At 39.5% G+C, this 261-nt stretch carries 1 protein-coding gene; it reads right to left on the reverse strand.

Going from position 1 to position 261, the window contains the following annotated elements; genetic code table 11:
* On the reverse strand, positions 1-261 hold a 261-nt coding region (locus tag CDO51_RS13350), incomplete at both ends, for an IS66 family transposase (protein ID WP_143824757.1).

Below are 261 nucleotides of genomic sequence, written 5' to 3' on the forward strand. Positions count from 1 at the left end.
GCTCTATGGCAAATAATTTATTACAATATTCAAGTCCCTGACGAGATGCCAAATCGGCGTTTTGCTTATCTTTAGGAAGTGCACTTAAAGCTTCGTCAAATTTTCGCCTAGCATGACTTAAACAGCCAACTAAACTAACATTTGGTATGTCGTTGTAACCGGGGTAACCATCAACATGGAGATACCCTTTAAACCCTTTTAAAAATTTAATGGGATGCTTACTGGCTCTAGTTGTCTGATAGTCATAGAGCACTATCGGGC

The sequence above is a fragment of the Natranaerobius trueperi genome (assembly GCF_002216005.1).
Lineage (GTDB): Bacteria > Bacillota > Natranaerobiia > Natranaerobiales > Natranaerobiaceae > Natranaerobius_A > Natranaerobius_A trueperi.